The organism is Thermococcus sp., assembly GCF_026988555.1.
Classification (GTDB): Archaea; Methanobacteriota_B; Thermococci; order Thermococcales; family Thermococcaceae; genus Thermococcus.
On the sequence record NZ_JALSLB010000065.1, the window covers coordinates 1 to 25,408 of the forward strand.

A 25,408-nucleotide genomic window follows, 5' to 3' on the forward strand; every position below is an offset into this window, starting at 1 on the left:
ACGTACATTGACACGTTTGCTGGTCATTCATACCTAATTGAGGCAAAGTTTGGCGAGCTGGACTACTCAGTTTCGGATGTGATAACGGTTATTTCTTATAATGAAGATGAAACAAATGCAATAGTTGGGGGATGACAGCAATGGATAAATGAAAGACGCCAAGAATAACAAGCTAAAACTTGACGATGGAGAAGATACCAGGGATCGGGATGGGAATAATTGCCGTTCTAAACCTGGAACATCAGCGTCCAGCAACCCTTTTTAACCCTGACTCCCAACCATCAACGGTGATGGAAGTGAGGATTACCGTTAGGTACTTCGCCCGGTACCGCTCGCTCGTTGGCAAGGATGAAGAGGAGCTTGAGGTTCCCAGGGGGATTACGGTGGGAGAGCTGGTTGAGCTCCTGAAGAAGAGACATTCCGTTCTGAGAAACGAGGTCTTCGCCGAGGAGGACGACCTCGCGGATGTGCATGTTTCGAAGAACGGCCGCTACGTGGGCTTTGATGATGTTCTCAGGGAGGGGGACAAGGTTGCCATATTTCCCCCGGTGAGCGGTGGTTGAGATGCTGGGCGGGAGGGAACTTGAAAGGTATGACCGGCAGATACTGATCTTTGGAAGGGATGGGCAGGAGAAGCTGAAGAACTCCAAGGTCGCCGTTGTGGGTGTGGGAGGTATCGGCAGCCCTGCCGCGTACTATCTGGCCGCCGCCGGCGTTGGCACGCTCCTCCTCGTGGACAACCAGAAACCCGAACTCAGCAACCTCAACAGGCAGCTTCTTCATTGGGAGGAGGACGTCGGGAAAATCTCGAAGGCTGAATCGGCCCGCTGGAAGCTCGAGCGATTCAACAGCGATATCGTTGTGGAGACCTTCGCCGGGGAGCTCAACGTGGACAACATCGAGGAGGTGCTCGAGGGGGTCGATGTGATAGTTGACTGCCTGGACAACTTTAAAACGCGCTACCTCCTTGATGATTACGCCCACCAAAAGATGGTTCCGCTGGTTCACGGTGCGGTTGAGGGTACTTTCGGTCAGGTCACCACGATAGTCCCCAGAATCACGAAGAGCCTCAGGGAAATATTCCCCGACATGAAAGAAACTGGGGATGGCTTCCCCGTGCTTGGGGCAACCGCCGGGGTTGTGGGTTCCCTTCAAGCCATGGAGGTTATAAAGCTCTTGACTGGACTGGGGGAGCCCCTTCTGAACAAGCTTCTTCTCATTGACTTGGCATTTAACACCTTTGAGGTCGTGGAGCTCCGTTAGGGTTTTTCCACTTCCCTCTTATGGTTGACCCCCGTTACGTTTATTACCTCATCCCAGCTTCCTTCCTGGACTATCGTCATGTTGCCCATGGTGGGGTCACTCACTTCCGCCTCGGAGATAGCATCGTAAGAGATTCTCCCCCATTTAAGCTCCCCGTTAACAAAGTGCAGCTCCAGCAGGCCGTTGCTGACGTTGAGTTCGGCGCTGGGTGTTGGGGAGAAGTACGTTGCGGCCATCTTGAGCAGGTCGCTGGTATCTACCCTGTAAACGAGCGTCAGGCCGTTGTCTTCCTTCCTCCGAATGGGCGTTCTCTTTATGTACTTTCTCGCGAGGCTGATGAGGTTGTAGTCCCAGACGAGGTCACCCATTGCGGAGTTGTTCACCTCCATCCAGCCGCTCAGAGTTTTCGTGTAGATCCTCCCGTTGATTATCCTGGTGTATGTCGTGCTCGATGTTCCGTCTGAGAGGCTCGTGGTCGTCGTGTTTATGATACCGTTCCTCCCCTGGAAATCGAGGTATGCCGCCTCCAGGATTCTGAGCTGGAGCTTGTCCGTCTGGGAGAAATTCCCCTGGGTAACCGTTACGTTGAGATCAAGGGTAACGTTGCTCGTGTACTCGACCTGGCGGACCCCCGAGAGCCATTCTTCCGGGCTAGGGGGGGAGGGTGTGGTTGTTGTCGTTGGACTGGTTTCCGTTGGTGATGACGTGGTTGTGGGGTGGGGCGAGGCGGTCTGAGGGGTGGTTCCCGGGGCGGTTCCGCTCGTGCTTGAGCTCCCCCCTCCCGGGGAGGAGATGCAGCCACCCATAACCGCCGCGAGCAGGATCACTACAAGTATCAGTGCATACCTTCTCATTTTTTCACCTCTACTGAGTGGACCCAACGGGACTTAAAACTTTCGTGGAGGCCGGCAAAGTTTAATTGTCGGAACGCGCAATATTGATCGGTGAAGGTGATGAAGGTCCGGTTGACGAGGGAGCGCTTTGACCTGATGGAGGCGCTGGAGCTGATAGCTGTGCCCCAAGCGGGTGGATACGTTTTCTTCCTTGGGAGGGTCCGCAGTGAGGGCCACGGGAGGAAGGTTCTGAAGCTCGTGTACGAGGCTTACCCTGAGATGGCGGAGCTGGAAATGATCAGAATAAGGGAAGAGGCCCTCAAACGCTTTTCCATCCTGGACATGGTGATCTGGCATCGCTACGGGGAACTTCCCGTTGGTGAGGATACGATACTCATCGTTGCCTCCGCCAGACATCGGCGGGATGCTTTTGCTGCGTGTGAATGGGCAATAGACGAGGTCAAGCGCCGCGTTCCTGTGTGGAAGCGTGAATTTACGGATGAGGGCGTGTTCTGGATAGAGGGCGAGCGGGCAATTCCCGAAAAGTGAACACTTATGTTCTCTCCATTTTTTGCGAACTATTTAAAATAGTGTGCAAAATCGGAATAGAAAAAGTATATATATGATCGGCCCCGTATTCCTCTCGGTGGTCTCAATGGAAGAGGTAGTGTACGGTGCTGGTGGGGTCGTTGAGGGGACCTCTCATCCTCACATAGTTTCGGTTTCTAAGCCTCCCTGGAGCAACAGGGAGCACTATGGAAGGTTGGAACGGTTGATAGTCCAACTGGGGGCTGGAAAAGGAAGATTCTCAGAAGCTACCGGTATTCCCCGCTCCATTGGATGCATAGGGAACAACCGGTTCGTCCTGCACAGGGAGCCAATGAGCGTGGAGCGCCTCCGAGAGCTACTGTTTGAGTTCTCCCATCTCCGCGGAAGGGAGCTGTGGCTGACGAACTACGACAACGTTGAGTACCTGATGGCGATGGCTTCCTACGCACTTGAACTGGAGATTCCCGCCGTTTACGCGGTTCTGCGTCTGGAAGACATCTATAAAGTTCGCCCCATCGGGGGGGTGCGTTTTATAGTGGAGTTTGAGTACTCACCCGAGAGATTTGAAGAGATCGAACGCATAGACTGGCTCTACGGGGCCCTCATCCTGGCCACGGCTTCTCAATACGAGGAGATACGCAACCTCCGGACGACGTTTCAGGGGGAGGTGTACGTGGACGTTCTGTACCCCGGATCCCTTAGAAAGGTCGATTTCAACCTGATTGAGCTTAGAAGAACACTGAACCTCAGCAATGAGACGTATCACGACTGCCTTGCCGGAACTGTGGCACTTACGGCGGACGGCTACTTCCTGCCCTGTCCCCTTCTGAGGAACTACATAGTTGCCGATGCGAAGGAAGAGAGTTTAAAACGGGCCCTGCGGAAAAAACGCCTTAAATCCTTCTGGAAGCTTACGAGGGACAGCCTCAATGAGTGCAAAACATGCCCATTCAAGTACCTCTGCCACGACTGCCGTGCCCTTGAGTACCAAGCGACGGGGGACATCCACGGCGTTGAGTACTGTCAGCTAGAACTCTAATATCGAACGGTAGCCCTTTCCATCTTTTCTGACCATGTCCGTGTACCTCCTCATTCCCTTCTTGGTGTTGATCTCGTTGAAGGCCGGGGTGAAGTACTGTATGAGAAGCTTTTCAACGTAGTTGCTGAACTCCAGTATCTTCGTGCCCAGGTCCTCGCTCGACGAAAAATACCATTCTATGAAGTACCCGTAGCCCAGCAGAACACCGATGTTTATCTCGTAGTCATTGAATCTCTCCAGCACTCGGTCATTGAGTCCTTTCGAGATTCCTATGACCCCCCTGTCATGTATGTTCATGTCCAGGTTCGCGTCGAATCCTTTGAGTATGCCCTCCTCCCTCAGCCGGTTTATCATGTACTTGACCGTTGGCCTGCTCTTTCCGAGCCTTCTCGCGACCTCCGTCATGGGGGTTCTCGCGTCAACCTTAAGCATGTCCATCAAACGGGCGTAATCGTGACTCAGGTCCCACTCCCCAAACGTTTCTTTCTTTGGGTTAGGGTAGCCTCTGACCCTGTAGTATTCGTAATCGTTCGAATACCTTGACAGGAGTTCATCAACCCTGTCCAGTTGGTCCACGGGGACTGAGATTATCATGGTTAGCCCGTTCTTAAAACCGAATGCTGGGTTTGAGTAAGCCACAAACGGGTTGGCCGCGAGTCTGTAGTTCACCTCCACCAGCTTCTCCCTGGGAATGCTCAGGAATGCGAGCACGCTGTCGAGGCCGATCCGCCTTATGTTGTAGAGGGCGTTGACCTGCACCTGCTTGCCGACCCCGTAGTACTTGTCGTAAAGTCGCTTGAGCTTGTAGTAATCAACGTTTTCTTCCTTGGATATCCTCCTGAGGCTATCCAGGGGGTGTTTCTGCAGGAGTTCCACGAGAAATTCAAGCTCTTTCACAGATGGTTCTCCCATTTTAACTCACCTGAGTCTGCGGGAAAAGGTTATATCTGTTGCGGTATTAAATTTTCCGGTGGTGGCAATGGTGAAGATCGAGGTCGTTGATGTTGATAAACCGGAGGGCGTTGAGGCTGTCATCGGTCAGGGAAACTTCTCCGTGTTCACCGTGGACGACCTTGCCAAGACCCTTCTGACCGCAGTCCCCGGCATAAAGTTCGGTGTGGCTATGAACGAGGCCAAACCCCAGCTGACGAGGTTCACCGGAAACGACGCTGAGCTTGAAGGGCTGGCGGCAAAGAACGCACTTAAGATAGGCGCGGGTCATGTCTTTGTAATCCTCATGAAAAACGCCTTCCCGATCAACGTTCTGAACGCGATTAAGGCGCACCCTGCGGTGGTCATGGTTTACGGGGCCAGTGAGAACCCCCTGCAGGTGATAGTTGCCGAGACTGAACTTGGCAGGAGCGTCCTTGGAATCGTCGATGGCAAGGCCGCGAAGAATGTGGAGACCGAGGAACAGAGGAGGGAGCGCAGGGAGCTGGTTGAAAGAATAGGCTACAGGATAGACTGAGGCGACAACCTTTTATCTTCTCCTCTCCTCTTTCCTTCGGTGGTTTCATGAGGCTTGCGTTCATAACTTCTAACCCTGGTAAGGTGGAGGAGGCGAGGAAGTACTTTAGGTCCTTGGGAATCAAGGTTTATCAGCTCAGGGTGGACTATCCTGAGATACAGGCGGACACCCTTGAAGAGGTCGCAGAGTACGGTGTCCGATGGCTGGCCGAACGCATTGATGGACGCTTCTTCCTCGATGATTCCGGGCTTTTTATCGAGGCCCTTTGGGGCTTCCCTGGGGTCTACTCGGCCTACGTTTACAAAACCCTCGGTATCGATGGAATACTCAAGTTGCTGGATGGGCTTGCCGACAGGAGGGCGCACTTCGAGAGCGTGGTGGCTTACTGGGACGGGGAACTCCACCTCTTCTCCGGCAGGGTCGATGGCGAGATAACCACGGAGAGGCACGGAAGCGGCGGCTTCGGCTTCGATCCGGTGTTCAAACCGACGGGCTTTGAGAGGACTTTCGCCGAAATGACAACCGAGGAGAAGAACAAGATATCTCACCGCGGGCAGGCCTTAAAGGCCTTCTCAGAGTGGCTAAAGGAAAACCTTAAATAAGGATAACCCTCAACACCCAACAGTCTAAGTTGTATAAATGACGAAGGGGGTCGCCATGGGTTTCTCGCTTGATGGAACCGATATGCGGTTGCTGAGGGAGCTTAAGGAAAACGCAAGGGAGAACATAGCCTCATTGAGCAAGAAACTGGGAATCCCGAGGACCACGGTTCACTACCGCATCAAGAAGCTTGTTGATGAGGGTATAATAGAGAAGTTCACCGTGAAGCCCAACTACAAAAAGCTGGATCTTGGAACCACGGCCTTCATCCTCGCCAGGTACGACCCCGAGTCCGGTCTGAACCAGCGCGAGGTGGCCCAGCGTATAGCGGCCCTTGGCGGCGTCTATGAGGTTCACATCATAGCTGGCGAGTGGGATCTTCTTATAAAAGTCCGCGCCCCGAGCTCCGAGGAGGTTGGCAGGATAGTCGTTGACAGGCTCAGGGAAGTCAGGGGGATTGGTCAGACGGTTACGATGGTCTCCTTCGTCACTGTCAAGGAGGAGCTTTGAATTCAGGGGCGATGATCGGCGTTCTCCTTTCTGATCTTGTGATGATGCGAGGTTTGGTGAGCCCTGATACCACCTACATGACGCAGCACTCGTAGATTATCTCAACATCCCTTATAGTTTTCGCCCATTCAATAACTTTTCGCGGCGGGTTCGTCAGCCTGTCAACTCCCGCCAGAACCGCCCCCCTATCGAACTCAAGGCGCCATCTTCCAGTCGGCCGCATGCACCCTATACTCAGTTCACCCCCAAACCTCTCGCGGGCGTATTCAACGACCTTCAGGCTCTCCACGACGCTTGGCCTCGGGACGTTCTCCATTTCCGTCCCCCTCGTCGGGATGAGCACGTCAAGTACGAGGACGTCTATGGGATATCCTACCAGCATGTCAATGGCTTTGAACTCCCAGCCTATCCTCCCGAAGTCGAGACCTATCGTTATATGGGGCGCAACCCTCACTCCAGCATCGGTGAGCAGGTCGAGGATTCTTAGGTAATCCCTCACGGTTCTGTCTATCCTGTACACGCGTTTTATCACGTCATCGTCGCCAACGAAGTCGAGGGAAACTGCGTCGACGTATTTAACCCACTTCAAATCACTCTCGTCTATGAATCCCACGTGGGCGTTGAGCTTCAGGTTCGTCCTTCTCTTTATCTCCTTTATCTCTCCGGCGTGGGAGTCGATGGGAACCTTGAGCCTGCCGTCCATCCCGCCACTGAGGAGACAGCCGAGGTAACCCTCTCTGGCGAGGTTCAGGCAGTAGTTCAGCAGGTCTCCCCGCTCAGGCTTCATCATGCTTTCAAGGTAATGCTTCCCACAGTGGGCGCAGTTGAGGGTGCAGTAGTTTCCGGTGAGTGATATTGAGGGGAACTTCGGCCCAGGTATGTAGATCTTCAGTTTCTGTCTTCCGGCCATTTCTTTCACCCCGTGCGGAGCTTGATGGGGGTTTCGTTCTGATCATCCCCGTTCGCAGCGCCTCTGAAGAAAAACTTGAAGTCGAGGATATAACGGTTTTGGGACAATTCCGTGGAAAAATGGAAATAGGGGGGTCAATCCTTCCTTCTTCTGAAGAGCGGCCACCAGGCCTTATCGCCGAAGAGGCTCATCATGGCGGGTCCTATGAAGTAGACCGCCATTATTGCCGTTAGCAGCACGCCGAAGGCGAGGGCAAAGCCCATCTCCCTGGTTCCCCAGGTACCGCTGAGCATCAACGATCCGTAGGTGGTTGCCAGGACGGCTGCGAGGCCTATCACGAGGGTATCCATGGTTCCGGCTGCCACTATCAAGGACTCCACCGCGGAGCGCCGCTCGAACTCGTCCCTGGCCTTCACCAGGTAGAAGCTGTTGTAGTCTATGCCGACTCCCATGAGCACGACGAAGACCATCAGCGGCAGGAACCACATGACCTCCTGTCCGAATATCTTCTCGAAGAGCCACGTCGATACCCATATGCTGGTCATCACTCCGAGGAATATCGTGGCCATAGTGGACAGCACCGCGGGCATTCCCCTAAGCGTCGGTATCAGAGAGAGAAACATTAGCAGCAGGGCAACCGGCAGGATTCTGTGCCAGAAGATGTTGTTTATCTTGTCACTGAGGTCCATTGAAAGCGCTGCGCTCCCACCGACCATGGCTTTCCTTATCTCCCCGCCCTTTTCGGTGAAGCCCTTGACGTAGTCCCTGAGATCCTTGACGAGTGCCTTGGCTTCGTTGCTGTCCGGGCTGTACCTCCCTGAAACCTGTATCAGCACAGTTCTCCCGTCCTTTGAGATATAGCGCGAGCCCCCTAGTGATTCTATGTTCCTGAGGCTCAGGTTGCTGACAGGTTCCCCATATGGCATGGTGGGTGAGTAGACAGTAGTGACCCCGCTGAACTTTGATACCCCCAGACTGATCTTCTGGATCGTCTTAAGGTCTGAGTCACTTATCGGCCCGTTGAACTCCAGAACGATGTAGTAGGGTGACGACACGGCCGCCCCGAACTTCTCCTGGCTGAGCTGGAGGAAGTGATACGTCTCGCTGTTCTCTGGAAGGAAAAGGGTCATGTCATGGCTTCCGTTGAAGTGGAAGAACGTGTATGTCGCTGGAACGGCTATCAGCAGTCCAACCAGCAGGACGACTTTGGCGTGTTTGGTTACCCACTCGGCTATCCTGCTCCTCTCGTGAACATCAGGGGATATGAACCTAAGATGCCTCGGCCACCAGAAGGCCGCTTTGTCACCAACCAGAGCAGTTATCGCCGGTATGAATGTCAGGCTGGCTATCAGCACGGTCACGACGGCGAGGGGTGCTATTATGCCCATCTGCTGGAACATCGGGAACTCGTAGGCCAGGGTGAAGGATGCGAAGGCAATGATGTCTGTGAAGGCGCTGGCCAGGACGGCGTCCTTGGAGCGCTTCAGGGCTTCGGAAACAGCCTTCTCGTGGGTGTAGCCCTCAGCAAGATACTCCTTGAAGCGGTGGAGGTAATAGGTCGAGTAGTCGATGCCGAGGCCTAGGGAGGTGGTTATCGTTATCATCCTGGCCCAGCTACCGACGTCGGTGATGCCACCCTTTGCCGCCAGGTACGTCAGCCCAAGCGCGGTTAAGCTCGCCGTTGCAACGCCCGTGAACGGCAGCAGGGTGGCCAGTAGGGCGGCTCCCATCAGGATGAACAGGATGATCAGTGCCCCAAGGACGCTGGCCCGGGTTGTCCTTTCGTTGTCCTTCTGACCGAGGGCAAACATCTCGTGGAGCTCCATCGGGTTGCCTCCGAGGGCCCCGGTTACGTTGGGGTAGTACTTCTTGAACTCCTCGATGGCAATCCCCTTGACGATGGTTGCGTTTCCGGCCAGGTACTTGTACTGATCCTGACCCGGTGCCGTTTTACCTATGGGGACGAAGGTTATGAGCATGGTGGTGTTGTCGTTGCTTTTGAAGGCCTCTATATAGGACCTGGCCGTTCTGTATATGCTGGGGTATATCTGCTCTGCTATTGGCCTAACGTCACTCACAGTGAGGGCGTTTGGATTGTCCCTGAACGTGAAGGCCAGGTCAACCAGCCGGGTAGTGTTCACGTTGAACTTTACACCACCCACACCTCTCTTGACGTAGGGCTGGATTATCCTCCCAACTTCCGCCTTCACCATGGCATCGAGCCTCCCCTCATCCAGGGGGTACCCTCTGACGACCTCCTTGACTATCCTCACAACGGCCTCTTTAACTTCCTCCGGGGTTCCGGGGGGGAGGGTCCCGCTTATCTTCTCCATGGTGGCGTTGAGGAACGTCTCCTCCGCCAAGGTCTTTGGGCTTTCCCCGCTGTAGAGTGCCCTTACCGTTTCCGCGGTTTGAGGTCCTTTGACGTTCCCAGGGATGAGTGCCAGGACGACACTAACCGTGGCGTTTTCAAGGTTCTCCCCGCTTATTATCCCGTCGGGATTCGACGTTGCCTCATCAACGACAAGTCCTGCAACGGCTTCAGGGTTCACTACCTTTCCGGCCAGCTTTCCTATGAGGCCCTCCCTGAGTGTGTCCTTTGCTATCCCGTCGAGCTCTCTACTCCCCCCGTGGCTCTCGTAAACGGCCTTTAGAAGGCTCTTTGGGGTGCTTGGAGGACTGAGCTTTGAGATTACATCCACGGTCGCGTTCTCAAGGGCGCCAGGGTTGTTGGAGATGAGCCCCTCTGCGAGGGGGTCGCCGTTCAGGATCGTGCTCACCATCAGCGGAACGGCTTTTTCGAGCTCCTGGGGAACTTCCTTCTCTAGAGCCTCTATTAAAAGGGAGCTTTCCAGCTCCCGGGTCGGTCCCTCCCTGAGAAGGGTCGTAAGTACCTCCGCCGCCCTTGGACTCCTGATCACTGGACTGTTCGGGTTTTTCTCTCTGAGGAAGGCCATGGCGAAGTTGACCGTCGTGGATTCGACGGCGTCAGCCTTCGGGTTCTTCCCCAGGGAGATGGATGCGTTGACGAGCAGGGACATGGTCTCCGGATCGACTTCACCCATTCCTGGAACCTTGAGCGTCGTGTTGCTCTCCGCTATCGCCTCCGGGAGAGAGCGGAGTGCGGCGGTGGCCATTCCGGAGACCACCCCCTCAAGTTCGGCCGGCTGAAGCCCCTGGAGGACGAAATTTGAGCCCTTTTCTGCGTCGAAGGCCTGAACCCTCGAGATGAATTCTTCCCCGTACAGCCCGGCCATCCACCTTTGACTCTCGCCGGTTCCGTTCAGGATGAGCTTTTCGGTGGTCTCGGCTAGAACACCGTCGGTTATGCTGCCGCTCCCACCCTGAGAGTATATCGGATAGAGGGTGTTGAAGACCGCGAAGACGAATTCTTCGGTGGTCCCCGTTTGTGAGGCTATGGTGCTGGCCTCTTCCTGGCTGAGCGTCCCCCGGTCGTAGGCACCTATGTCTAAGAGCGCTTTATGGACCGCTATGACTCCGATGAAAGTTCTTCCATAGCTCTCGTTCAGGGAGTAGAGGGCGGCGTTGGTCCCGGTTATGCTTGCGTTTATGTTCCTTAAAAGGGTGCTCGTCTCTGTGAGGTTTTGGTGCAGCATCACATAGGCGTGGTCTGTCTCGTTGAGGGCGAGGCTCAGGTTGTTCATCCGGGTGTACAGGATGGTGAGGTTTCTCCTGAGGGCAAGGTATCCCTGGGCGGTTGCCAGGAGGCTCTCCTTCATGGCCTCCGTTGTGTTGGCCAGGGCGTAGGTCTGAGAGAGGGCCTTTCCATAGCTCTCGTTGGTCTTAACCGCGATCGAGTAGAGCATCCCGCTGACGTTGGCGGTCATCCTGGTGACGTTGAGGGCGACCTCATGGCTCATGTTCCGCAGCATGTCCATCACGTCGTAGTAGGAGGTAACGTTGTGGGCGTACCTCCCGTCGACCCGCTCCTTGAAGGCCTCGTAGGCCTCCCTGCTTCTGACGTCGTTAACCTTCACATTGGTGAGTATCAAGTAAGTCGTGTTCTCACTTCCGGCCCCGGTGAAGTTCTTCGTGACAATCTCCTGGACTTCCACGGACTCTATGTGCTTTGGAAGCATCTGATCCATCCCGTACTGGGTTATGCTGTTGAGCTTTACGGCCAGGGGTATCGATACCACGATTATCAACAGCCATATCACGAGAACGAGCTTCCCGTGGCGCGCGATCCAGTTGTTCCAGGCCATTGGGACACCTCCACAAGTCTTTTAAAGGGGTTGAACCCTACATGTCAGTAACGGATATGTCTTTAACACATAGGTTTAATCCAAACATGTCTACTTCGGAGAGGTTATAAACGTTTTGGCGGTGGGAGAGATGCCCAAGGATGAGGCGGAACTCGTGAGGAGTATGTTCACGGTCCCCATGCGCAACTTGATCCTCCTGATAATTGGATTGAGGGGAGAGGCGCACGGCTACGAGATACTGAAGGAGATAGAATCGATAGCGTCAGGAATATGGAAGCCCAGTCACGGGAACCTCTACACCATGCTCGGTAAGATGGTTGACAAGGGCCTTGTTGAGCCCCACGAGGAGTATCGTGGGAAGAGGAGGCTCGTTAAGTACTCCCTGACGGAAAGGGGCTGGAACTACCTCAGAGAGGCCAACGAGCTCGCCCTTAAATCCCTCTACACCGCCCTCCAGTACCATGAGATGATGAGAAAGAAGCTGGAGGAACGCGGCTACGGGCGGGAACTGGCCGAGGAGGCTATAGACGAGTACCTCAAGGTTCTTGACAGGGTCTGCAACATACTGGACGCCAAGAGGAAGGCCCTCAGGGACATGCTTGGAAGGAAGTGAAGGACAGGGGCGCTTCCCCCGTTCAAAAAAAGTAGGGAGTCAGAGGAAGGGGTTGTGGAACTTCCTGCCAGGGTAAACTGATATCCCCTCGAGCTCCTCCTCTATGCGTATGAGCTGGTTGTACTTGGAGTTCCTATCCATTCTTGCTGGGGCACCAGTCTTTATCTGCCCGGTGTTCAGGGCAACGGCCAGATCGGCTATGAACGGGTCGTCGGTCTCGCCTGAACGGTGGGAGACGACAACACCCCATCCAGCGCGATATGCGGTGTAGGCGGCGTCGATGGCTTCGCTCAGGCTGCCTATCTGGTTGACCTTCAGGAGGAGCGCGTTGGCGGCACCCATCTCAATGGCCTTCCTTATCCTCTTCGGGTTGGTGACGAAGATGTCGTCCCCCACTATCTGTATCTTCTTCCCGAGCTCCTTCGTTATCAGCGCGAAGCCCTCCCAGTCCTCCTCGTGGAATGGGTCCTCGAGGGAGACTATCGGGTACGTTGAGATCAGTTCCCTGTAGAGCTCGAGGAGCTCTCCGTTGGTGTACTCCTTGCCGTTGACGACGTACTTTCCAATGTCCTGATGGAAAAACTCGCTTGATGCAGGGTCCATGGCAAAGGCTATCTCATCGCCGGGCTTGTAGCCGGCCTCTTCTATGGCCTTTATCAGGAGCTCGAATGGCTCGTGGGGTTCCTTCAGCGGCGGGGCAAAGCCCCCCTCGTCGCCCACGTTGACGGCGTCCTTACCGTAGCGCTCGGCGATGACGCCTTTGAGAACGTGGTAGGTCTCGGAAACCCATCTGATGCCCTCCCTGAACGAGTCCGCGCCGACTGGCATTATCATGAACTCCTGGAAGTCGAGCTCGTTGCCCGCGTGAACGCCGCCGTTGATGACGTTGCTCATAGGAACCGGCATGACGTAGGCGTTTGTCCCTCCGATGTACTGGTAGAGCGGAATGCCAAGGGCGTTGGCCGCTGCCTTCGCAACGGCTAGGGAGACACCGAGGACGGCATTGGCCCCGAGGTTGCTCTTGTTCTCGGTGCCGTCAAGCTCGATCATAAGAGTGTCGATGTCCCTCTGCCAGGTGACATCCATCCCCGTTATCTCGGGGGCGATTATCTTGTTGACGTTCTCAACGGCCCTTCTGACGCCCTTTCCGTGGAAGCGCTTTCCGCCGTCGCGGAGCTCAAGGGCCTCGTGCGTTCCGGTGGAAGCTCCACTGGGGACGGCAGCCCGCCCCATGCTCACGGGAGTGTAAACCTCGACCTCAATCGTCGGGTTTCCCCTGCTGTCGAGTATTTCCCTTGCAAGGACTCCTGTTATCTCAAACGGGTTCTCCATCTCAATCACCTCGGGTGATATTCCCGACAGGACATATAAAGGTTTTAGGTTCCGGTTGTTCGTTCCGCTTTTCATCAGCCGCGGCGGTGGGCTTTTAAGTACACCCGTGTACCTTTGATCATGGAGTGGAAGAAACGGCTTCGGGAGGACGGATTCATCGAGGTCGGTGGGTTCCGTGTGGAGCTCACGCTGGACAACACCTTCATGGACGTGGGGTACATCCCAAGGATAGCTGTTTACGATGACCTGACCGGTAGATGGCACGTTCTCAGGAACCCTATTCCCCGCGGACGAACCCTGGAGGAGAACTGGGATAACGCGGTGGCGCTCCTGGAGCGGATCGCTGGGGGAAAGGAGTGGCCCGTTCTAGGAGACGATGAGGTCTCGGAGAGGTTGGCCCGCGCCCTGCTGGGTCTGGGTTCGTCATCCAGTACCTCGGGGAGTGGGTAGTAACCCCTCAAATTTTCCTAGTGTACCCCCATTCTTGGAGGGAAACACTAAAATATCCGGGGATGCAACATCCTTCGGTGAGTTGTGATGAAGGACTATATCGATGTTGCCAGGTACATCGATCACACCAATCTGAAACCCTACGCAACGAAGGAGGACATCACCAGGCTCTGCGATGAGGCCGTCCAGTACGGCTTCTACGCGGTGTGCGTCAACCCCTACCGGGTTAAGCTCGCCAAGGACTACCTGAAGGGGAGGGGGGCCAGCGTTAGGGTGGCGAGCGTCATAGGCTTCCCGCTCGGAGCGACGCCAACGGAGGTTAAGGTCTTTGAGGCCACAAAGGCCTTAGATGACGGTGCGGATGAGCTTGACATGGTCATCAACATCGGCGCGCTGAAGGATAAGGACTACGAGTACGTGAAGAAGGACATAGCCGGGGTCGTGAGGGTCGCCCACGAGAAGGGCGCGAAGGTCAAGGTCATCATCGAGACCTGCTACCTCACCGAGGATGAGAAAGTCAAGGCCTGCGAGCTTGCCAAAGAGGCCGGCGCAGACTTCGTCAAGACCTCAACGGGCTTCGGAACCGGCGGTGCAACCGTTGAAGATGTCAGGCTGATGAGGAAAGTGGTCGGCCCGGAGATGGGTGTTAAGGCCGCGGGGGGAATCAGAACCTACGAGCAGGCGGTTGCTATGATAGAGGCCGGGGCCACCAGAATAGGGGCCTCAAGCGGGGTAAAAATAATTCAAGGTGCTCGAAGATGATGGAGGTTAAAGAGCTTCTCCAGGCGGTTATCTCTGATTTTGAGGGGGAAGGCCTAAAGCCGGACATACTGCTGGCGGGCCCGGGGTTTATTCAGTACGCGAAGGATGCACTTGCCGAGTGCTCACTTAAGATATACCGGATAGAGGAGCTTGGATACGACGCCGTCGTGGCGGACTCCGCATACCTTGGGCAGATGAAGAGGGCGTCAAGAAGGGTGTCGATCGAGCCGCTCCTAAGGGAAAGTGAGATGTGGAAGGAGATCCATGAACTGGACGTCTAGTCTCATATGAGGTCTTCGACCTCCGGGTACCTCTTTTTTATGACCTGTGCGAGGCCGGCCCCCACCAGTATCCCGGTGATAGCCTGAACCGTGTTTCCAGGAACCTCTGTCGCCGCGGCAGGCACCCCGAACATGTACGCCTCAAAGAGGAAGTAGCCGGATACCATTATGATCCCACCTATTGTGCCACCGACGATCAGCATTCCAACGTTGTCCGACCTCTTCGCGATGTAACCAACCGCCAGACCCTCCAGGCCCTTAACGATAAGCGTTATCGGGGCCCAGCCCGCGTATCCCCCTATTATGTCGCCCAGTGCTGATCCGACGCCGCCGGCAAACACCCCGACGACCGGTCCGAAGACCATTGCGGCGAACATCACCATAGTGTCCCCGATGTTTATGTAACCGCCGGTGGCTGGTGTGGGTATCTTGATGAAGTTCGTTGCCACGGCTACCAGCGCCGCCATTATCGCTGATATTGCCATTACGTTGGCGCTCCTGAACCTATCTCTTTTGACCCATACGTAGGCCATGAACACGACCACGGCAGAGGTGATGATGTACCTCCCGTAAGGTTTGAGGATCTCTGTAAGGTCCATTCTCGATCACCGTCGGAATTTCAAGTTACAACTTTAAAAACTTGACTGGAACGTCCGGGAACGTGCCATAGGAGCAGGAAAAAAGAGAACGGAAATCATCCGAGGGCGGCCTTGAGGGCCTCCTCGAAGATCTCCATCGCGACGTCTACCTCCTCCTTCGTGACGACCAGCGGCGGTATGAAGCGGAGTGAGTTATCTCCGCAGCCGAGGAGGACGAGTCCGCGCTTAGCGGCCTCCTTGACGACCCTGTTCCTGATCTCCGGGTTCTTTTCTTTGCTCTCCTTGTCCTTGACGAACTCAACCGCCTGGGCGAGACCGAGACCCCTAGCATCGCCGATGACCTCGTAGTTCTCCTTGAACTCCTCCAGATATCTGTGCAGGTGGTCGCCGACCTCCCTGACGTGCGGGAGGAGCTCCTTGATTATCTCAACGACCTCTATTCCGGCCGCTATGGCTACCGGGTTGCCGCCGAAGGTGGTTGCGTGCCTTCCGGGCTTGTCGAAGCTTATCTCCTTCCTGTGAACGACGCCGGCGAGCGGAAGCCCTCCACCTATGGCCTTACCGAACTGGATGAGGTCGGGGGCGACTCCAAAGTGCTCGATGGCCCAGAACCTTCCGGTTCTCCCTATGCCCATCTGAACCTCGTCGTCCGCGAGGAGGATTCCATATTCGTCGGCGAACTTCCTGAGGGCCTTGAAGAAGTTCTTCGGCGGGACGACGTAGCCGCCTTCACCCTGTATCGGCTCGAAGAATATCGCACCGACCTCGTGCGGCGGGACGTGCTTGAATGCGTACTCCTCGATGAAGTCAAGGACCCTGTTGGTGAGCTCGTCCGGCTCCTCGTAGCCGTCGATTCCCCAGAGGTTCCTGTAGGGGTTCGGGTAGGGGATGTGGGTGACGCCGGGCATCGTCGGGAAGAAGCCGTCCTGCTGAACCCACTTGCTGGCAGTGAGTGAAAGAACCGCCTGCGTCCTGCCGTGGAATGCGTGGTAGAACGCGAGGAACTGCTTCCTTCCGGTTCCGTACTTGACGAGCTTCATGGCGGCCTCGTTGGCCTCGGCACCGCTGTTTCCGTAAACGACCTTCTTCTCGAAGTTCCCTGGGGCGAGCTCCACGAGCTTCTCGGCCAGTACAACCGCGTTCTCGTAGAAGAAGTCAGTGAGCGAGTAGTGGGTGAACTTCTCGGTCTGCTTCTTTATGGCCTCGACGACGCGCGGGTGGGCATGGCCGACGTTTATGACACCAACGCCGCTCGCGAAGTCGTAGAAGACGTTCCCATCGACGTCGTAGACCCTTATTCCCTCTCCGTTGTCGATGACTATGGGAAGGTTCTCGGGGTCCTGCGTTGTCGTCGCGAGGTACTCAAAGTTCTCCTTTATAACATCCATGGCCTTCGGTCCTGGAAGTTCTTTAACGTTAGGTCTAACCACCATGTGCATCACCGCCCCAGATTGGGGGTTCACCTTTATAAGTCTGTGTTCATCAATGAACATTTTTGACCGAAGAATTTTCGACAATGCTCGAAGAAGTACGAATTGTTGGGCCGGTACCTTGAAAGGTTGTTGTTCCGCAATCAACCGAGGGCGCTATGGTTGGGCCCTGAAACAACGGGGTGATCGGCAGGGTGTGATTAAAGGGAATGCTGGGGAAAAGCTCACTCCCCGTTCCTTTCCTTCCATTCATCGAGCAGTTCCTTCGCCGCGGCCGCGGCTATGGCCCCCTGACCGACCGCCACTGCAATCTGTTTGAAGACGTTGGTTATGTCCCCGGCGGCGAAGAGTCCTTTGACCTTTGTACGCATGTACATATCCACCGGTATGTAGCCAGCCTCGTTGGTTACACCGAGGTGCTTGACGAACTCCGTCTTCGGTTCGTAGCCTATGAAAACAAAGACTCCGTCCACCGGCATCTCCTGTTCTATGCCCGTCTTGACGTTTCTGAGCCTAACGGCCTCAACCCTGTCCTTCCCCACTATCTCCGTGACCACGGTATCCAGTACCGCCGGGATGCCGCTCTCCTTGAACCTGTCCTGGAGTATCCTGTCCGCCCTGAACTCCTTCCGTCTGTGGACGAGCGTGACGTCGACGCCTATGCTCTTCAGATAGAGGGCCTCCTGAAGGGCGGTGTTTCCTCCGCCGACAACGATGACCTTCTTGCCCTTGAACAGCGGGCCGTCACACGTGGCGCAGTACGAGACACCCCTCCCGTAGAACTTCTCCTCACCGGGAACGCGGAGCTTCCTCGGGGCAGCGCCTACGGCCACTATGACGGTCTTGGCTTTGTAAACGGCCCCGTTCGCGGTCTTAACCTCGAACTTACACGGTCCCTCGTAGTACGCACACTCACTCACGTCGACCTTCACAACCTCGTCGAAGACCACGTTGACGCCCAGTCCCGTCACCTGGTCGTACATTCTCCCTGCCAGCTCCTGGCCGCTCACTCCCTCCGGGAACCCGGGGTAGTTCTCTATAAGGTCCGTGAGGGCCACGTTGCCTCCGAGGTCCCTGCTTATGATGATGGCGTCGAGGCCGTAGCGGGCCGAATATATAGCCGCCGTGTACCCCGCCGGTCCCGCGCCTATTATGAGTACATCCCAGATTCTGTTCTCGTCTCCCGATGCCTTTGAAAGGGACGTCAAACTGAACATCGTCTCACCTCCGCCTTCCCCTAATCCCGCCTGCTTAAAAGCATTATGGGTCATTTTTGAGTATATCGTTACAACTGGGGCGAACGGGTTAGATTAGTTTAAGACTCCTGTCCAGTATCAGGTGGAGTGTGTATCCAAGGAACGCGGCCAGTCCCAGGAACATACTCTCCCCGTTGCTCAGGTTCAGGCCGTAGCTCCCTATTCCAAAGGCCGTCAGCCCGTACACGCCTGCAAATAGAACGCTGTGTACGATTCCGCGGTGCTTTGGCATTACCGCCGTGAATCCCACCCACGCGCCGAGGCCTATGAGTGCACTCACCGTCCATGCCACCGTCACGTTGATCCACGGGTCGCCGACGTTTATCTCCGGTAGAACGTTCACGTATGCGGCTCCCCCGGCGAGCACCGCCACTATGGGTTTCGTTCCTCGATGTATTAGGGCGTTGGGGTGGTCCATGTCGGGGAGGTCCGCCCCCAGGACGTAGAAGCCGTAGCCCAGCACCGTGGCGATGGTCGTAAGCTCCAGCGGTGCCCCGGTGTAGGTTTTGATTAGAGCAGCCACCAGCACCGCCAGGGGATAAGTCACTATCCCGCTGAGGACGTGTGCTTCGTAGTTCGGCATGACGATCCCTGCTGTTTCCGTTTTACCCTTCTTCTTTTTCGGCCTCTTTTTCTTCCATGAACTTCCTCACATAATCGGGAACCTTGTAGTTGCCCTTCGGGTCTCCTACCAGGAAGCCAAGCCTCAAAAGCTCGTTGAGCTGGTCATAGACTTGCATTCCGGGCCTCCTGACGGCCTTCGCGATCTGGATGTAGCTTACCGGTCCCCCGTTGAACTCGAAGACCACGGCCTCGACCAGGTCCTTGTAGTCCTTCGGGATCCTCGTGAGGTACTCCTCAAGGCTCTTCGGCTCCTCAAGGATCGTCGTAACCACGTAGTCGTCAATCGGATCGAACTTGTGCTTCGCGGCCTCACTCAGCACGTAGTGGAGAAGGCGGAGGATCTGCCTTGGATTGCCCTTGTCGAGCTGATGGATGAGCTTTACTGCTTCCTTGGTGAACGGGTAGAGCGGGTCGTCGGTGTCCCTTACCCTGACGCGGTTGAGCCGCTTCTTGACGAGTTCGTAGGCCTCATCAAGGCTCATGGGCCTCAGTTTGAACTCGTAGTGGAGGCGCATAAAGAACGCCGGGAATATCTTGGTGTACTCCTCGTAGGCCTCAGGGACGCAGGCGAAGGCCACAACGCACCCCTTTGGCATGTTGCTTATGAAGTGCCTGAGCATCTCGAAGAACTGAATCTTCTCCTGCTCGCCGGCGCTCCCCATGTTCTCAAGCTCATCAAGAAGTAGGGCACAGTACGGGTACTTCCCCATCTGCTCGGTTAAAAGCTCGGCTATGTCCCTGCTCTTGTACTCCCCGGTGGAGGACAGCATCTTCTCCAGACGGTCGATGAACCCCAGCTTCCTGGACAGGTTCTCAAGGAAGATGTTGGTCCGGCTCCTGGGCGGTTTAAGGGCGTAGAATACATCCCTCGTAAGCTTCAAGATGTCGTTGGTGTCAACCTTGATGTATATCGCCTTTCCCCTCTGCTCCTCAATGGCCTTCAGAATGGTCTTCAACCTCTGGGTCTTCCCCATCCCAAGCGGACCGACGATGCTGAAGGCTATCGAACTCTTGTTGCCCACGATCTCCGAGATTATCATCTGTATGCGCATGTCCACCTCCTGATAAACGTGAATGCTCTCCACGTCGGCTATTCCCTCACTCGCCAGCTGTTCAAAGGGGTTTCGAGAAAGACCGTACACCTCGTATGATCGGTATGGGTAAAGCTTAAGGCCACCGGATTCCATTTTAACTCACCGGATAACTTAAGCATGCGAAATATAAAAACTTGTCCATCGGTGAGCAGAGATGATGGTTCTTTTAGTCACCGCCCCCCAGGGGCGTGAAGGCGATGCGATACTGGAACTTGAATGGGCGCTTGGGAAGGTCCGCATTATGGGGACTGATTGGAAAGGGGTTCTCCTTGCGGAAACACCCCTCCCTAGGGAGGAGGCCTTGAGGCTTCTTAGGGAGTTTGAGACCCAATCGATCTTCCGGGTCGTTCCCCTTGATGAACTTGTGCGGAGCGATGAGAATAGAATTATGGAGAGGGCGGTTGAGATTGCCCGGAAACGGATAAAACCCGGCGAGAGCTTCGCCGTAAGGTGCAAGAAAAGGGGGGATAAAATAAAGTCCGGTAAGGGCATCGAACTCAGATTAGGGGCAAGGGTAAAGGAGGAAACAGGGGCGACCGTCGATCTGAATTCCCCCAAATGGTACGTCTTCGTGGAGATTCTGGGTAGGAAGACGGGAGTGGCCGTTGTGGGGGCGGGGGAAGCTGTTAAAAAGCGGGTTGAAGAGTAGTGCGGCGCTGGTACCACGGGACCCCAATGCCAACCCGGGAATAAAATCCGATTCAAAAACGGCCCAGTGTCCGAAAACGCCTTCTAAACTACTTCTTACTCTCAGAACATCTTTCTTAGATGGTTATACCACAAAACGGATAAAAAGAACGCTTTATGATTCACCGGTGATTGAGATGGAGGATCTTGACGGACTGTGGGTTCGACTGAAGGGCCTTGATTTGAGAGGGCTTTTAAGTTACTGGATTTTAAACGAGAGGAATAAAGCCCGGTTGTACAGCGTACTCGCCCAAAAAGTCAGGGATCTGGGGCTCGACGACTCAGTATATGACGTCTTCAGGCTGCTCTCCCTCGAGGCCTCCCGGCATGACAGAAAGCTCATGTCGCTTTACGAGAGGGTGTTCGGCACCGATGAGCTCCTTGAAGTGGCGCTGCCTTCCCTGAGTTCGCTGTCGCTGACTAAGGATTTTAACGGTGGTAGGGATGTTTTCAAGGTTCTTGAGGCTGCCCTTAAACTGGAGATACTGGCGGAGGATGTTTATGGGATACTCACCGAGGCGGCATCCGATGATTACATGAGGGCAGTTTTCAGCTACCTCGGCTCGACGGAGAGGCTTCACCGGAGGACGATTGAGGGTCTTATGCGGGAGTACGGTTGTGGACACGCATAGAGAGGGGATAAATTAGATAAAGTGCCTCAAACACCCTGCCCCTTGGCCTTCTTTTTCTCCTCAAGCTTCCGCCTTACCTCCTCGATTTTCTCCTCCTTCAGTGGGATGAACTTGTCGTCGTAGTTGTCGTAGCTGGCTAAGAGAAAGTCGTTGCTCATTCGTAATGCCCCGGTCGGACAGACGTCGACGCACTGCTTGCAGAAGACACAACGGGCTGTCCAGAGGGCTACTTTCCTGATGTCCGGCAGGTAAACAAAGACACCTGCCGGGCAGACGGTTACGCACATTCTGCAACCAACGCACTTGTCAACGTTGTAGCTTATTATTCCCCTGAAGTCCTCGGGTATTGGAACTGGCTCTGTCTCTGGAAAGAGGTTGGTCGCCGGCTTTTTTGCTAGGTTCCTCAGCACTGTTGGGACGAGTATTGGTGCCCTCACATTATCACCTCCATCGCTATGAGAAGTGATCCGACGAGCGACGCTAAGAAGACGTTTTTCCAGAGGAAGTCAACGGCCTGCGTTATCTTCAGCCTTCCCGTCACTGTCCTGAAGACGCTATCTACGACGAAGAGCAGCACGAAGACCTTGAGTGTGTGGAAGAGCAGGTTCACGATGCCCGCTGAGAGGCCGGTGAGGTTGCAGTAGCTCGCTATCCCCCAGGGGAAAAATATCGCCACGACGAGGGAAGCGGCTATGTAAGCCTTGAGCGCCTTCGTCAGCTTGAGCAGGGCAAGGTACCTTCCGCTGTACTCCACGAGCAGTCCCTCGGCTATTTCCTCCTCGGCGTCGGGTATGTTGAAGAACCCGACCTCAATCTCGCTCGCCAGCCACACTGCGAAGACGTAGAGGAGTATTATCGCCCCAACGAAGCTCATCGGCGTCCCTATCTCCCAGATGTTGTGCCTGTAAAATATCCCGAGGCTGAATGGCTTGGTCACGCCGAGCTTACCGAGGCGCCACATTATGGCGAATATCGCCAGCATCATCGCCGGCTCTCTAGACACCATTATCGTCGCTTCCCTCGCGGCTCCTATTTTCGCGTACGGACTGCCAGAGCTTATGGCGCCGACTATCTTGAAGAAGCTTATCAGGGCGAGGAGGTAGATGAAGACGATGACGTCACCTTTGCTCGCCAAAATCGGCGAGAAGCCCATCGGTGTATAAGCTAGGAGCGCTATGGCAGTCGCTAAGGCTAAAACTGGCGCGGCCCTGAACATGTAGTTGGCAGTGTTTGGAACTATCGTTTCCTTGCTGAGGAGCTTTAGAAAGTCGTAGAATGGCTGTATCAGTGGCGGTCCAACGCGCCTCTGCATTCTGGCGACCAGCTTCCTGTCTATTCCCTCCCAGAGGAGTGAGGCGAGTGAGACGAAGCCGTAGAGGCCGAGTAGACCTGCGACCGGGTAAACGATGTTGCTCATCACGTTCATCCCCATCACCTCGAACAGGTCACCCCGAGGGGGCTTGGGTCGCCCTTCACCTCGGGGTTAATCTCGCGCGTCTTCTTTATCGATGCCTTGAGGAGGTCCCTCTCGGTTAAGATTCTCTTCCTGCCGTCTTCAACGATTGCCACCCTGTCGGTACAGCTCAGGCAGGGGTCTATTGAGGCAACTGCGACAACAAAATCCGCGACCTGGTCGCCCTTAACGCCCTCGGCAACCGCGAAGAGGTTCGGGAAGGTCGGCTCCCTTGGCTTCCAGCGGAGAGGCTTGTCGCTTCCCTTCTTTCCGCGGACGTAGTGAATCAGCTCTCCCCTCGGGGCTTCGTACCTACCAACCCCTTCTCCGTCCACCATTATCCTGAGCTTCGCGACCAGGATGTTGTCCTTTGAAAAAACCTTGATTTTCCCGTCCGGCATCCCGTCGAGGGCGTGCTCTATAAGCTCAAGGCTCTGCCACAGCTCGCCTATTCTCACGGCCATTCTGTCGAAAACGTCCCCCCTCGGCCTCTCGCCCGTAACGTCCTGGGGCATAACGGGCTTTATCCCGAGGTCTGGATAAACGCCGAGCCTCTCGCTCCATCTCGCGTCGTCTCTAATGCCGGAACCTCTTCCGGTCGGGCCGACTGCGCCCTGCTCAATCGCGACGCGCCTGCTTATCACTGCCGTGTCCCTGAAACGGGCCTCTATCGTCGGGTCGTGGAGGAATACCTCCTCAATCTGGGGAAATACCCCCTTGTAGTACTTTATCATGTCGAGGATTATCCTTCTCTTCTTCTTGTCTATGTCCCTCCTGACGCCCCCTATTGTTACCATCGAGTAGTTCACGCGGTTTCCTGCCACCGCCTCAAGGGTGTCCATGACCTTCTCACGGGCGAGCCACGTGAGATGCAGAACCGTGTCATAGCCTATGTCGTGGGCCAAAACTCCGAGGTTGAGCAGATGGGAGTGGATTCTCTCCAGCTCGCCGACGATGACGCGAATGTACTCCGCCCGCTCGGGCACCTCTATCTCGGCCGCCTCCTCGACGGCCCTTGTGTAGGTGTGGTTGTGCGAGAAGGAGCAGATTCCGCACATCCTCTCCGCCAGATACATTATCTGGACGTAGTTCCTCCTCAGGGCTATCCACTGGATTCCCCTTAAGTTGTAGCCGAGCTTGACATCGACATCAACTATCCTCTCGCCGTCGAGCGTTAGAATGAACTTCTCGGGCTCTTCTAAGCCCGGATGAATCGGACCGAAGGGCATCTTGACCCAGTACTCGACTTTGGTCATTTCTTCCCACCCCCAGAGCCCTTTGCTTTGCAAAGCGCTCGCGGAAACTCCCTCACTGCAATATCGGCATTATTTCGAATGGGTGCCTCACCAATTTTCTTCTGGCTTTTGTTCATCTGTGAAATGCGCCCTTCGGGAGTAAAGTGAGTGTGAACCCCTTGGACTGGCCTCATTTCTTCGCACCCCCTATCTTGTATGGATGACCTGCGTTGTGGACCATTTCCTCTGGCACGCCTTTGTCGTCGAGGCGGAGAGGGTATATCCCCTCCGGGAAGTCGTCCGGCAAAAAGAGCCTTCTCCTGTCTGGCGCTCCTTCGAAGTCTATGCCGACCATCTCCATGCCCTCCCTCTCGAATTGGAGGGCTATCGGAAAGATGTCACTGATGTCTGGCAAAGTTGGCTCGTCCTTGGGCGTGTGGGCGTCCACTATGAGAGATACAGCCGGGGCGTCGTCGTAGTAAATCACGAGGTGGTTCAGGAAGCCGAGCTCCTCCCCCCAGTCCTGCTCGATGCCTATCGAGTAGTGAGTCTCACCGTCAAGCGCTTTTAAAAACTTCATCAGCTCGCGGTAGTCCTCCTTTTGGACTCTCACCCAGACCCTCTCGCGCCCCCACTTGTTGGTCTTGACCTCGACCCTGGCGTTGGGGAAGCGCTCCGCTATTGCATTCGCGACCTTCTCGGCCTTGGTGGGCTCTTTAACCTCAGTTCCCTCGTTAGCATGAGTCTCGCTCATTCTTTCACCTCCAGGAGCCCTTTGCTCCGCATGTTGGGACAGAGCCCCAACACGTCGGGAAGCTTCGCTTCCCACGAAGCGCTCGCGGAAAGTATTTTTCTAACCAACTGGGCACCTTGTGGGGTGGGGGGCTCTTCACCCGATTTCTCCTCAGCGTTCACCTTCTTGGAGCGCCCTTCGGGCGTGTAATGACAGTGAACCTTTCCAAACGTCATCATTCTTCCAGACCCCCCTTCAACATTTTCGCGAGCTTTTCCAGCGCCAAAACGACGCCGTGGAGTATTGCCTCTGGTCTCGGTGGACAGCCCGGGACGTAAACATCTACCGGAATGACGTTGCTCAGCGGTGCGTTGGTGAAGGGGCTCTCGTAGAAGACGCTCCCGCCGGTGGGGCAGGAGCCTACAGCGACCACTATCTTCGGCTCGGGCGTCTGCTCGTAGACCAGCTTAACCCTCTCGAGGCTCTGGTTGGTTACCGGCCCGGTAACGAGGAGTATGTCGGCATGCCTCGGACTGCCGACGAGCTTGACTCCGAAGCGCTCCGCGTCGTAGCGGGGCGTTAGGGCCGCTATTATCTCGATGTCGCAGCCGTTGCACGAGCCGGTGTTCACGTGGAAGACCCACGGTGACTTCCCGATGAACCTGCACAGCTCGGCGATTCTCTTCTCAAGCCTCTCGCGTTCCGGTGAGTTTGAACCTCCGTTAGCGGGAACGGTTATTGTCATCTCACTTCACCCCCTATGAGCCTTGTTATGAAGGGGTTTCTCACGTTTCTTTTTTCAAATTCCACAATCATGAACGCCACTTTT

The 25,408-nt window shown here is 55.4% G+C and carries 29 protein-coding genes; 13 read left to right on the plus strand and 16 right to left on the minus strand.

Features of this window, described 5'->3' with window-relative positions:
* Nucleotides 1-296 precede the first annotated feature (296 nt).
* Both MVK60_RS10770 and MVK60_RS10775 read left to right on the plus strand, forming a co-directional pair.
* The gene (locus tag MVK60_RS10770; RefSeq protein WP_297439327.1) at nucleotides 297-563 is read left to right on the plus strand and encodes a ubiquitin-like small modifier protein 1; all 267 of its coding nucleotides are present in this window, start codon (nucleotides 297-299) and stop codon (nucleotides 561-563) included.
* 1 nt (nucleotide 564) lies between these two features.
* Nucleotides 565-1,263, plus strand: coding sequence for a ThiF family adenylyltransferase (locus MVK60_RS10775; protein WP_297439264.1), 699 nt, complete (start codon nucleotides 565-567; stop codon nucleotides 1,261-1,263).
* On the opposite strand, the gene MVK60_RS10780 is transcribed toward MVK60_RS10775, so the two are convergent.
* Nucleotides 1,260-2,117 carry a hypothetical protein gene (locus tag MVK60_RS10780; RefSeq protein WP_297439266.1) on the minus strand — a complete coding sequence of 286 codons (858 nt, stop codon included), beginning with the start codon at nucleotides 2,115-2,117 and terminating at the stop codon, nucleotides 1,260-1,262. The two genes, MVK60_RS10775 and MVK60_RS10780, sit on opposite strands and share 4 nt — an antisense overlap.
* A 99-nt stretch (nucleotides 2,118-2,216) precedes the next feature.
* Between MVK60_RS10780 and MVK60_RS10785 the strand changes: the two genes are divergently transcribed.
* Entirely contained in the window at nucleotides 2,217-2,645 is a 429-nt protein-coding gene (locus MVK60_RS10785; RefSeq protein WP_297439329.1) for a molybdenum cofactor biosynthesis protein MoaE, read from the plus strand.
* A gap of 106 nt (nucleotides 2,646-2,751) precedes the next feature.
* Nucleotides 2,752-3,684, plus strand: a complete 933-nt coding sequence (locus MVK60_RS10790) for an SPASM domain-containing protein (RefSeq protein ID WP_297439331.1) — start codon at nucleotides 2,752-2,754, stop codon at nucleotides 3,682-3,684.
* Here the strand turns inward: MVK60_RS10790 and MVK60_RS10795 are convergent.
* Complete coding sequence (locus MVK60_RS10795; protein WP_297439269.1) at nucleotides 3,673-4,596, minus strand: Lrp/AsnC family transcriptional regulator; 924 nt, start codon at nucleotides 4,594-4,596, stop codon at nucleotides 3,673-3,675. The genes MVK60_RS10790 and MVK60_RS10795 overlap by 12 nt on opposite strands.
* 67 nt (nucleotides 4,597-4,663) lie before the next feature.
* Between MVK60_RS10795 and MVK60_RS10800 the strand changes: the two genes are divergently transcribed.
* The 3 genes from MVK60_RS10800 to MVK60_RS10810 are packed head-to-tail and all read left to right on the plus strand — an operon-like array spanning nucleotide 4,664 to nucleotide 6,262.
* Nucleotides 4,664-5,152 (plus strand): adenosine-specific kinase, encoded by a 489-nt coding sequence (locus MVK60_RS10800; protein ID WP_297439333.1) that lies wholly within the window; start codon nucleotides 4,664-4,666, stop codon nucleotides 5,150-5,152.
* Nucleotides 5,153-5,199: 47 nt separating this feature from the next.
* Complete coding sequence (locus MVK60_RS10805; RefSeq protein ID WP_297439271.1) at nucleotides 5,200-5,754, plus strand: XTP/dITP diphosphatase; 555 nt, start codon at nucleotides 5,200-5,202, stop codon at nucleotides 5,752-5,754.
* A 55-nt stretch (nucleotides 5,755-5,809) separates the two neighbouring features.
* Entirely contained in the window at nucleotides 5,810-6,262 is a 453-nt protein-coding gene (locus MVK60_RS10810) for an Lrp/AsnC family transcriptional regulator (protein WP_297439335.1), read from the plus strand.
* Between the two features lie 73 nt (nucleotides 6,263-6,335).
* Here the strand turns inward: MVK60_RS10810 and MVK60_RS10815 are convergent, their stop codons facing one another.
* Nucleotides 6,336-7,172, minus strand: coding sequence for a radical SAM protein (locus MVK60_RS10815; protein ID WP_297439273.1), 837 nt, complete (start codon nucleotides 7,170-7,172; stop codon nucleotides 6,336-6,338).
* Nucleotides 7,173-7,306: 134 nt separating this feature from the next.
* The gene (locus MVK60_RS10820; protein WP_297439275.1) at nucleotides 7,307-11,398 is read right to left on the minus strand and encodes an MMPL family transporter; all 4,092 of its coding nucleotides are present in this window, start codon (nucleotides 11,396-11,398) and stop codon (nucleotides 7,307-7,309) included.
* Between the two features lie 130 nt (nucleotides 11,399-11,528).
* On the opposite strand from MVK60_RS10820, the gene MVK60_RS10825 reads away from it, so the two are divergent.
* Nucleotides 11,529-12,011, plus strand: a complete 483-nt coding sequence (locus MVK60_RS10825) for a PadR family transcriptional regulator (RefSeq protein WP_297439277.1) — start codon at nucleotides 11,529-11,531, stop codon at nucleotides 12,009-12,011.
* 39 nt (nucleotides 12,012-12,050) lie between these two features.
* Here MVK60_RS10825 and eno read toward each other — a convergent pair whose 3' ends face one another.
* Nucleotides 12,051-13,343, minus strand: a complete 1,293-nt coding sequence (gene eno, locus MVK60_RS10830; protein ID WP_297439337.1) for a phosphopyruvate hydratase — start codon at nucleotides 13,341-13,343, stop codon at nucleotides 12,051-12,053.
* Between the two features lie 120 nt (nucleotides 13,344-13,463).
* Here eno and MVK60_RS10835 point away from each other — a divergent pair, with 120 nt between their 5' ends.
* The 3 genes from MVK60_RS10835 to MVK60_RS10845 all read left to right on the plus strand — a co-directional run bounded on the left by MVK60_RS10835 (nucleotide 13,464) and on the right by MVK60_RS10845 (nucleotide 14,836).
* A complete protein-coding gene (locus MVK60_RS10835) occupies nucleotides 13,464-13,793 on the plus strand; it encodes a hypothetical protein (RefSeq protein ID WP_297439279.1) in 330 nt (109 codons plus the stop codon).
* 87 nt (nucleotides 13,794-13,880) lie between these two features.
* Nucleotides 13,881-14,555 carry a deoxyribose-phosphate aldolase gene (deoC, locus tag MVK60_RS10840; RefSeq protein WP_297439281.1) on the plus strand — a complete coding sequence of 225 codons (675 nt, stop codon included), beginning with the start codon at nucleotides 13,881-13,883 and terminating at the stop codon, nucleotides 14,553-14,555.
* Nucleotides 14,552-14,836 (plus strand): family 4B encapsulin nanocompartment shell protein, encoded by a 285-nt coding sequence (locus MVK60_RS10845; protein ID WP_297439283.1) that lies wholly within the window; start codon nucleotides 14,552-14,554, stop codon nucleotides 14,834-14,836. The genes deoC and MVK60_RS10845 overlap by 4 nt, the downstream gene beginning before the upstream one ends.
* A gap of 2 nt (nucleotides 14,837-14,838) precedes the next feature.
* Here MVK60_RS10845 and MVK60_RS10850 read toward each other — a convergent pair whose 3' ends face one another.
* From MVK60_RS10850 to MVK60_RS10870, 5 genes are all read right to left on the minus strand, one after another.
* The gene (locus MVK60_RS10850) at nucleotides 14,839-15,435 is read right to left on the minus strand and encodes an ECF transporter S component (RefSeq protein WP_297439285.1); all 597 of its coding nucleotides are present in this window, start codon (nucleotides 15,433-15,435) and stop codon (nucleotides 14,839-14,841) included.
* A 95-nt stretch (nucleotides 15,436-15,530) separates the two neighbouring features.
* Complete coding sequence (locus tag MVK60_RS10855; RefSeq protein WP_297439338.1) at nucleotides 15,531-16,868, minus strand: ornithine aminotransferase; 1,338 nt, start codon at nucleotides 16,866-16,868, stop codon at nucleotides 15,531-15,533.
* A 221-nt stretch (nucleotides 16,869-17,089) separates the two neighbouring features.
* Nucleotides 17,090-18,082 carry a thioredoxin-disulfide reductase gene (trxB, locus tag MVK60_RS10860; RefSeq protein ID WP_297439287.1) on the minus strand — a complete coding sequence of 331 codons (993 nt, stop codon included), beginning with the start codon at nucleotides 18,080-18,082 and terminating at the stop codon, nucleotides 17,090-17,092.
* 88 nt (nucleotides 18,083-18,170) lie between these two features.
* Complete coding sequence (locus MVK60_RS10865; RefSeq protein ID WP_297439289.1) at nucleotides 18,171-18,704, minus strand: metal-dependent hydrolase; 534 nt, start codon at nucleotides 18,702-18,704, stop codon at nucleotides 18,171-18,173.
* Between the two features lie 22 nt (nucleotides 18,705-18,726).
* Nucleotides 18,727-19,932 carry an AAA family ATPase gene (locus MVK60_RS10870; protein WP_297439291.1) on the minus strand — a complete coding sequence of 402 codons (1,206 nt, stop codon included), beginning with the start codon at nucleotides 19,930-19,932 and terminating at the stop codon, nucleotides 18,727-18,729.
* Nucleotides 19,933-19,993: 61 nt separating this feature from the next.
* On the opposite strand from MVK60_RS10870, the gene MVK60_RS10875 reads away from it, so the two are divergent.
* Both MVK60_RS10875 and MVK60_RS10880 read left to right on the plus strand, forming a co-directional pair.
* Nucleotides 19,994-20,488, plus strand: coding sequence for a THUMP domain-containing protein (locus MVK60_RS10875; protein WP_297439293.1), 495 nt, complete (start codon nucleotides 19,994-19,996; stop codon nucleotides 20,486-20,488).
* Between the two features lie 166 nt (nucleotides 20,489-20,654).
* Nucleotides 20,655-21,158 (plus strand): ferritin family protein, encoded by a 504-nt coding sequence (locus MVK60_RS10880; RefSeq protein WP_297439295.1) that lies wholly within the window; start codon nucleotides 20,655-20,657, stop codon nucleotides 21,156-21,158.
* A 26-nt stretch (nucleotides 21,159-21,184) separates the two neighbouring features.
* Here the strand turns inward: MVK60_RS10880 and MVK60_RS10885 are convergent, their stop codons facing one another.
* The 6 genes from MVK60_RS10885 to MVK60_RS10910 all read right to left on the minus strand — a co-directional run bounded on the left by MVK60_RS10885 (nucleotide 21,185) and on the right by MVK60_RS10910 (nucleotide 25,324).
* Nucleotides 21,185-21,595 (minus strand): 4Fe-4S dicluster domain-containing protein, encoded by a 411-nt coding sequence (locus tag MVK60_RS10885; protein WP_297439297.1) that lies wholly within the window; start codon nucleotides 21,593-21,595, stop codon nucleotides 21,185-21,187.
* Nucleotides 21,592-22,584, minus strand: a complete 993-nt coding sequence (locus MVK60_RS10890) for a respiratory chain complex I subunit 1 family protein (protein ID WP_297439340.1) — start codon at nucleotides 22,582-22,584, stop codon at nucleotides 21,592-21,594. Before MVK60_RS10890 ends, MVK60_RS10885 begins: the two co-directional genes overlap by 4 nt.
* Before the next feature lie 5 nt (nucleotides 22,585-22,589).
* A complete protein-coding gene (locus MVK60_RS10895) occupies nucleotides 22,590-23,867 on the minus strand; it encodes a nickel-dependent hydrogenase large subunit (RefSeq protein WP_297439299.1) in 1,278 nt (425 codons plus the stop codon).
* A 169-nt stretch (nucleotides 23,868-24,036) separates the two neighbouring features.
* Nucleotides 24,037-24,600, minus strand: coding sequence for an NADH-quinone oxidoreductase subunit C (locus tag MVK60_RS10900; RefSeq protein WP_297439301.1), 564 nt, complete (start codon nucleotides 24,598-24,600; stop codon nucleotides 24,037-24,039).
* A complete protein-coding gene (locus tag MVK60_RS10905; protein WP_297439303.1) occupies nucleotides 24,597-24,818 on the minus strand; it encodes a hypothetical protein in 222 nt (73 codons plus the stop codon). Before MVK60_RS10905 ends, MVK60_RS10900 begins: the two co-directional genes overlap by 4 nt.
* Nucleotides 24,815-25,324 (minus strand): NADH-quinone oxidoreductase subunit B family protein, encoded by a 510-nt coding sequence (locus MVK60_RS10910; protein ID WP_297439305.1) that lies wholly within the window; start codon nucleotides 25,322-25,324, stop codon nucleotides 24,815-24,817. Before MVK60_RS10910 ends, MVK60_RS10905 begins: the two co-directional genes overlap by 4 nt.
* Between the last annotated feature and the right edge of the window lie 84 nt (nucleotides 25,325-25,408).